The sequence below is a fragment of the Promineifilum sp. (SeqCode) genome (assembly GCF_041918635.1).
GTDB lineage: Bacteria > Chloroflexota > Anaerolineae > Promineifilales > Promineifilaceae > Promineifilum.
In genome coordinates this window covers 1-6,762 of the sequence record NZ_JAYRVJ010000402.1, presented here as the reverse complement: position 1 = coordinate 6,762, position 6,762 = coordinate 1, and the positions used below count along the sequence as shown (strand labels likewise).

5 protein-coding genes and 1 pseudogene are annotated in these 6,762 nt (G+C 68.3%); 3 read left to right on the top strand and 3 right to left on the bottom strand.

All coding sequences use genetic code 11. The features are described from left to right. Positions 1-669 (bottom strand): annotated as a pseudogene (locus tag ACE3UY_RS12510) (hypothetical protein); the annotation flags it as partial. Between the two features lie 81 nt (positions 670-750). Between ACE3UY_RS12510 and ACE3UY_RS12505 the strand changes: the two are divergent. The 3 genes from ACE3UY_RS12505 (at position 751) to ACE3UY_RS12495 (ending at position 4,361) form a co-directional block, all read left to right on the top strand. After that, entirely contained in the window at positions 751-2,007 is a 1,257-nt protein-coding gene (locus ACE3UY_RS12505) for an MFS transporter (protein ID WP_374687849.1), read from the top strand. Further along, positions 2,004-3,278, top strand: coding sequence for an imidazolonepropionase (gene hutI, locus ACE3UY_RS12500; protein ID WP_374687848.1), 1,275 nt, complete (start codon positions 2,004-2,006; stop codon positions 3,276-3,278). The genes ACE3UY_RS12505 and hutI overlap by 4 nt, the downstream gene beginning before the upstream one ends. 126 nt (positions 3,279-3,404) lie before the next feature. Further along, entirely contained in the window at positions 3,405-4,361 is a 957-nt protein-coding gene (locus ACE3UY_RS12495) for a peptidylprolyl isomerase (RefSeq protein ID WP_374687847.1), read from the top strand. A gap of 96 nt (positions 4,362-4,457) precedes the next feature. Here ACE3UY_RS12495 and ACE3UY_RS12490 read toward each other — a convergent pair whose 3' ends face one another. Next, positions 4,458-5,381: a glycosyltransferase family 2 protein gene (locus ACE3UY_RS12490; RefSeq protein ID WP_374687846.1), complete on the bottom strand. Its 924-nt coding sequence runs from the start codon at positions 5,379-5,381 to the stop codon at positions 4,458-4,460. 1 nt (position 5,382) lies between these two features. Continuing rightward, positions 5,383-6,585, bottom strand: coding sequence for a phosphate/phosphite/phosphonate ABC transporter substrate-binding protein (locus ACE3UY_RS12485; protein ID WP_374687845.1), 1,203 nt, complete (start codon positions 6,583-6,585; stop codon positions 5,383-5,385). Between the last annotated feature and the right edge of the window lie 177 nt (positions 6,586-6,762).

Below are 6,762 nucleotides of genomic sequence, written 5' to 3'. Positions count from 1 at the left end.
CCGCAGGCGGATCATGCCGTAGAGCACGCCCCACAGCAGAAAGTAGAACAGGCTGGGCAGTCCCGGCGCGACCGATTCACCGAACAGCAGGTAGCCGGTCGCGCCGAACAGCACACCGCTGGCGACGGCCGCCGTCAGCCCGCCGCGCCAGTCGGCCAGCGCCCGGAAGACGAGGCCGAACGTCCACACCTGGACGGCAAACGCCTCGAACAGCAGCAGGTAGGCGAAGGCGCGCCCCGACCCGGCCGAGCGAATGGCGATGACTTCCACCAGCAGGGCGAACTCCACCACGGCCTGGCCGTCGGGGTTGAAGGTCGTCGTGGGCCAGCCGGGCAGGAAGCGGCCGATCAGCACGGCCACCCAACCCAGCACGGCGAAGCCGATGCCGGCGAAGAGGGGCCGCCCGCCGCGCAACCCCAGCCCGCGCAGCCCGTAGAAGCGCAGGCCGGTGAACCAGCTGGCGATGCCCAACGCGGCGAAGAGGGGCGCGGCGTTGCCGGGCGCGCCGGCCACGCGGGCCGTCAACGCGCCGGTGATGATGCCGACCAGCAGCGCCGCGGCCAAGGGCAGGACGATGGCAACGAGAACCCGGTTGCGGGCCAGAGCGGGCGGGAGCGGCGAGGGAACGGCGTCACCCGAAATGGGCTTGCCGGCGGGATTGTCAGGCATGGTCACATTGTAGCAGGCCGCGGCGGATTGTCATGCGTTGGCGTTGTGCGCCACCCTCCCATGCGCTACACTTGCCCCCTTATGGCCCCTCATCGAGATAACGCGGCGGACGCGGCCCCGCCCTCTGACGTACCCGCCCCCGCCGCGCCGCCGCCCGGAGAGTGGGCCTGGGACGCCCGGCGGGTCGCCCAGTTGGGTATCCTCACCGCCGGCCGCTTCTGCCTCAATGGCGTCCTGCGCCTCGTCTACCCGTTCGCACCGGCCTTCGCTCGCGGTCTGGGCGTGCCGCTGCCGACTATCTACGGGCTGATCTCGCTGCGCAACTTCACCGGCCTGTTCAGCCCCTTGCTCGCCCCGCTGGCCGAGCGCTTCGGCCGGCGCGCGGCCATGGCCGTCAGTCTGGCCATCTTCAGCGCCACCGTCTTGCTGGTCGCCGCCGCGCCGAGCGTGTGGACGCTGGGTCTGGCGCTGGTCACTGTGGGCGCGGTCAAGGTCATCTATGACCCGGCCATGCAATCCTACCTCGGCGACGCCGTGCCCTACGCCCAGCGCGGTCGGGCGCTGGCGGTGACAGAGTTCGGCTGGAGCGGCGCCTTCCTGATCGGCGCGCCGTTGACCGGCTGGCTCATCACTCGCTACGACTGGTCAACGCCGTTCCTCTGGCTGGGCATTGGCGGCATCTCCGCCGCCGCGTTGCTCTGGCGCACCCTGCCCGCCGCCCGCCGCCACGACCACGGATCCGTGAGCATCGCCTATACCTGGCAAATGCTCCGCAAGCACCCGGTCATCTGGGCCGCGGCGCTCTACATGCTGCTGCCCCTGGTGGCTCAGGAGTCGCTGTTCATCGTCTACGGCGACTGGATGGAGAGCACGTTTGGCCTCAGCCTGACCGGGTTAGGGCTGGCGACGACGCTCATCGGCCTGGCCGAAATGACCGGCGAGGGGACGGCCGGCTGGTCGGTCGACCGCTTCGGCAAGCGGCCGGTGGTCATCCTGGCCGGCCTGCTGACGGCCGCCGCCTTTCTGCTCGTCCCGTTCAGCGTCGGCAGCCTGCCCACGGCGCTGGCCGCGCTGGTGGGTGTGTTCTTCTTCTTCGAGATCGCCGTCGTTGGAGCCATCCCGCTGTTGACCGAGATCGTGCCGGAGGCGCGCGGCGCGGTGATGTCCATGACCTTTGGAGCGATGGCCGCCGGGCGCACCATCGGCTCCATCGTCGGCCCCTTCGTCTGGGCCCGGGCCGGCGTCGTCGGCAACAGCCTCGTCGCGGCGACGGTGATGGTGCTGGCCGTCCTCGTCCTGGCCCGCTGGCTGCGCGAGGGGCGTGAGGTTTCCCCATGAGCGAACCAATCGATCTGTTAGTACACTCGGCCGGGCAGCTCTGTCTCGTCCCACCCCACGGCGGCCCGCAGCGCGGCGCGGCCCTGGGCGACCTGGGCCTCATCGCCGACGGCGCGGTAGCCGTCGCCGATGGGCGAGTCGTCGCCGCCGGGCCTTCAGCCGAGTTGCGCGCCCGTTTCGACGCCGCGACGGCGCTCGACGCCGGCGGGCGCTGCGTCCTGCCCGGCTTCGTCGATCCGCACACCCACATCCCCTGGATGGGCGACCGGGCCGGCGAGTTCGAACAGCGCCTCGGCGGCGCGACCTACATGGAGATCATGGCCGCCGGCGGCGGCATCATGTCCACCGTGCGCCAGACGCGGGCGGCCACCGTCGCCGAACTGGTGGCCGACAACCTGCCCCGGCTGGCCCGCCTGCTGCGCTACGGCACAACCAGCGTCGAGGCCAAGACGGGCTACGGCCTGGAGACAGCCGCCGAATTGCGCCAGCTCGACGCCATCATGGCCCTTCACGACTCCCAGCCGGTCGAGATCACGCCGACTTTCCTGCCCGCCCACGCCATCCCGGCCGAATACGCCGGCGACACCGACGGTTACGTCCGCTACCTCATCGAGGACACCCTGCCCGCCGGCGCGGCCTGGATGCGGGCGCGCGGCCTGACACTCTTCTGCGACGTATTCTGCGAGGAGGGCGTGTTCGACGTGGATCAGACGCGGCGCATCCTGGAGGCGGCCGCCGCCCTGGGCTACCGGCTCAAGGTGCACGCCGACGAGTTCGCCGGGCTGGGCGGCACGCGACTGGCTGTGGAGTTGGGCGCGACCTCGGCCGACCACCTGGTCAGCACGCCGGAAGCCGACATCGCCGCGCTCGGCCGCGGTCAAACGGTCGCGGTGGGGCTGCCGGGCACGCCGTTTGGCCTGGCCCACCGCGACTACACACCGGCCAAAGCCATTCTGGCCGCGGGCGGCGCGCTCGCTCTGGCGACCGATTGCAACCCCGGCACGTGCTGGTGCGAATCGATGCAGATGGTCATCGCCCTGGCCTGCCGTTACATGGGACTGACCCAGGCGCAGGCCCTTGTCGCGGCCACGCTCAACGCCGCCTTCGCCATCGGCCGCGGCGACCAGGTTGGCAGCCTGACCCCCGGCTATCAGGGTGACTTGCTCATTCTGGACGTGGCCGACTATCGCCAGCTTGGCTACCGCTTTGGCGTGAACCTGGTACGGACGGTTGTCAAACGTGGGCAGGTTGTGGCTGAGAATACATTCTAAGAGGAACACAGAGAGACACAGAGAGCGGACACAGAGGGACACTGAGAAAAGAGGCATCTTCTCCTTGTCTCTCTGTGTTCCTCTTAATCAACTCGATAAGCACACCCGTAGGGTTATAATTCGCCCATGACACAACGCATTCTCGCGCTTTGCGCGCTGCTCATCCTGATGTTGGCGGCCGTCGCCTGCCGGCAAGACCCGGCGGCCACGACTGAGACGCCGGGCGAAGCCACTCCCCCGCCGGCCACCGTGCCCCCTGTCGTCTCCACCAACACACCCATCCCGCCCTCCCCCACCCCGCTGCCGCCGCTGGCCGCCACGGTGAACGGGGCGCTCATCCTGCTCAGCGATTACGAGCACGAGTTGGCCCGCTACGAGGCGGCCAACGCGGCGGCCGGCGTCGAACCAGCGGCCGACTACCGCGAGCAGGTGCTCAACGCCCTCATCGAGCGCGAGCTGATCCTGCAAGAGGCCGCGGCCCAGGGCGTGACCGTCACGCCGGAGCAGGTCGAGGAGCGCCTGACCGAACTGCGCACCGAATCGGGTGAGGCGGGCGCGTTCGATACGTGGCTCCAGGAGAATAGCTGGACCGAGGAGACGTTCCGCGCGGCGCTGGCGGCCGAGATGGTCGCCGGTGAAATGGCGGCGCGGGTCACGGCCAACGTGCCGACGACGGCCGAGCAGGTGCGCGCGCGCTACATCCAGATGGACGACGCGGCGCTGGCCCAATCCGTGCTCGAGCGGGCGCGGGCCGGGGACGACTTCGCCTTTCTGGCCGAACAGAACTCGGTCGACCGGGTGACGGGGGAAAACGGCGGCGACCTGGGGTTCTTCGCCGCCGGGGGGTTGCTCGTTCCGGAGGTAGAAGCGGCGGCTTTTGCCCTGCAACCGGGCGAGATCAGCGACCTGGTCGCCGTGACTGGCGCGGACGGCGCGACCGTTTACTACATCGTCCAGGTGACCGAGCGCGAGCCTGACCGCGCCCTGACGGCCGACGCCCGGTTCGCGCTGCTACAGGCGACGTTCGACGCCTGGCTGGAGGGGCTGTGGACGAACGCGACCATCGAACGCTTCGCCCCATAAGAATTAAACACGGATAGGACACAGATTTTACGGATGAAACGGATTGATCTATCCGTATTATCCGTCTGATCCGTGTCCCATCCGTGTTTCATCTCTTCACGATCCCGACGCCCCATCCGACCACACGGTCACAATGTGCTCATAGGCGGCCTTTAGCTGCGGGTCATTGGCCTGCCGGGCGCGCCGGCGCATATGTGACCGCACCAGCCAGCCGGCGACCGTGCGCTTGAGCCGGCCGTGGTGCTTGCGGTAGAGTTGGGCGCGGCTGGTCCACAGATTGAGCAGCGACTGGGCCGGAATCTGGCGCGTGCTCTCGCCGCCAAAGTGGACGATCTCGGCCGCCGGAACCACGTAAATCTCCCACCCCGATTCGCGTACGCGCCAACTCCAGTCGATCTCCTCGCAATACATGTGGAACGACTCATCGAAGCCGGCGGTGGACTCGGCCACGTCGGCCCGGACGAGCATCGTCGCCCCCAGGGGGTGGTCGATGGCGAAGGGCGAGCGGTCGGGCTGGTAGAAGCGGCGCGGGTAGCGGCCGTTCAGCCGGCTATCGTAGAGTCGCGGCGGCATGGCGTAGAGGTCGAAGACAAGCTGGCCCAGACCGGGGAAAGAGAAGGCGCTGTGCTGGAAGCGGCCGTCGCCGTAGGTGAGTCGCGCCCCGGCCATGCCGCCCTTGGGTCGCTCGTCGAGGCACTTGATCAGCCTGCCAATGGCCCCTGGCCGCACCAGCGTGTCCGGGTTCAAGAAGAAGTAGTAGCGCGGGTGGTAGGCAGCGGCAGCGCGCAAGCCCTGATTGTTGGCCGCGCCGAAGCCGGGGTTGTGCCGGTTGGCGATGACGTGGACTTGCGGGAAGAGATCCTCCAGCAGTTCCACCGTACCGTCGGTCGAGGCGTTATCGACGACCCAAATCTCGCCCCGCAAGCGGGAAGCGCGCAAGTCAGCTGCCACCGATCGCAGGCAGTCGGAGAGATAATTGCGAACATTCCAACTGACGATAATGATGGCAACGTCGATCATCTCAGTCCAGTTCTGCCCATAGGTCGGCAGCTTCCAGGTCCAGTGTGTCTTTGATAAAGCGAATCGGGTCATAGGCGGCGTCATTGGCCGGTTCCAGTCCGGTCCAACCATAGAAATCGGCCGAACAAAGCGACGTCTGGCACGCTTCCGACGCGGCGAACTCGGCCAGGGTCGCCAGCGTCTGTCGGGCCAAACTGAGCGGAAAATCGGCCCCGAACACGACCGTCTCGTTAGGGATCGGCTCGCTGAGGGCCAGGATACGGGTAGCGTCGAAGATGTCGGGGGTAACGTCGAACAGGCGCGAGCGCGCGTCGCGGAGCCGGTAGCCGCCAAATTCCGGTTCGCCCGCGACGAGCACGTAGCCGATCGGGCTGCGGGTGGGCGAAATGCCCAGGGCGCGCCACTCTTCCGGCTCCGTCTCGCCATACACCCACGTCCGGTCGACGGGCATGATGGGCGGGATGAAGTCGGCCGTGGTCACGTCGACCTCCTCGCTGTAGAGCGCCATCAGGGCGCTGCTGTCCTCTGGCATCGTCACGATCTCGCCCGGCTCGACGCCCGCCTCGGCCAACTTGGCCCGGAAGTAGAGGTAGTTGGGCAGGCTGCGGGTGTCAGAGACCGCCCAACGCTGGCCGGCCAGGTCGGCCAGCGCGCTGCCGCCGCCGGGGCGGACGACGATCATGCCCATCTGCCAGGTCAGGTCGTCGCTGTGACGGGCGACCAGGCCGGCCTGGGCGTCGCACTGGTCATGGGCCAGCGTATAGGCCGCGGCCGAGACGACGCCGATCACGTCGGCCGGCGCGGCGCACAGTAGCGCCACCAACGCCTCCTCGCTATCGGGGATGCCGATGGCGAACTCCACGCCTGTCGCCGCCTCCAGCGCCGCGACCAGCGCCTCGCCGCGCTGGGTGATGACGGCGCTGCTGGCGATGGGCGGGAAGAGCAGTTGCACCGGCCGCTCGGCCGTGCCGAGTGGCGGCCGGGTGACTTCGACCGTGGCCGTGATGACCTGGGGCGTCGGCTGGGCCGGTGCCGGCGTCACCGCGACGGCTGGCTCCGCCGTACGCCGCGGAGTCGGAAATACCGTCCCACCAACTTCGACCAGGCGCGTGACTTCGACCGTGACGACCTGCGGTTCGCAGGCGGCCAGACACAGGAAGAGCAGAATGATACCGATGGTGAGAATGGCGGTGTTGTTTCGCATGGTTGGACAAAAAATGACTGGCCACACCAGTCACCTGCCTGTTGTCAATCTGTCGCCTCGCGCATCCGTTGGGGGCGCGGCGGCCAGCGGGCTCCCAGACACGTCACTGCGAGTGTATCTCGGGTATAGGTCAGACACCAAGCGCGGGGGGCGTATGTTTAGGGGAGATTAAGGTGG

Excerpts from the sequence above, each read along its gene's own strand:
- ACE3UY_RS12505 (WP_374687849.1), top strand. The coding sequence starts at position 751 with ATGGCCCCTCATCGAGATAACGCGGCGGACGCGGCCCCGCCCTCTGAC.
- hutI (WP_374687848.1), top strand. The coding sequence starts at position 2,004 with ATGAGCGAACCAATCGATCTGTTAGTACACTCGGCCGGGCAGCTCTGT.
- ACE3UY_RS12495 (WP_374687847.1), top strand. The coding sequence starts at position 3,405 with ATGACACAACGCATTCTCGCGCTTTGCGCGCTGCTCATCCTGATGTTG.
- ACE3UY_RS12490 (WP_374687846.1), bottom strand. The coding sequence starts at position 5,381 with ATGATCGACGTTGCCATCATTATCGTCAGTTGGAATGTTCGCAATTAT.
- ACE3UY_RS12485 (WP_374687845.1), bottom strand. The coding sequence starts at position 6,585 with ATGCGAAACAACACCGCCATTCTCACCATCGGTATCATTCTGCTCTTC.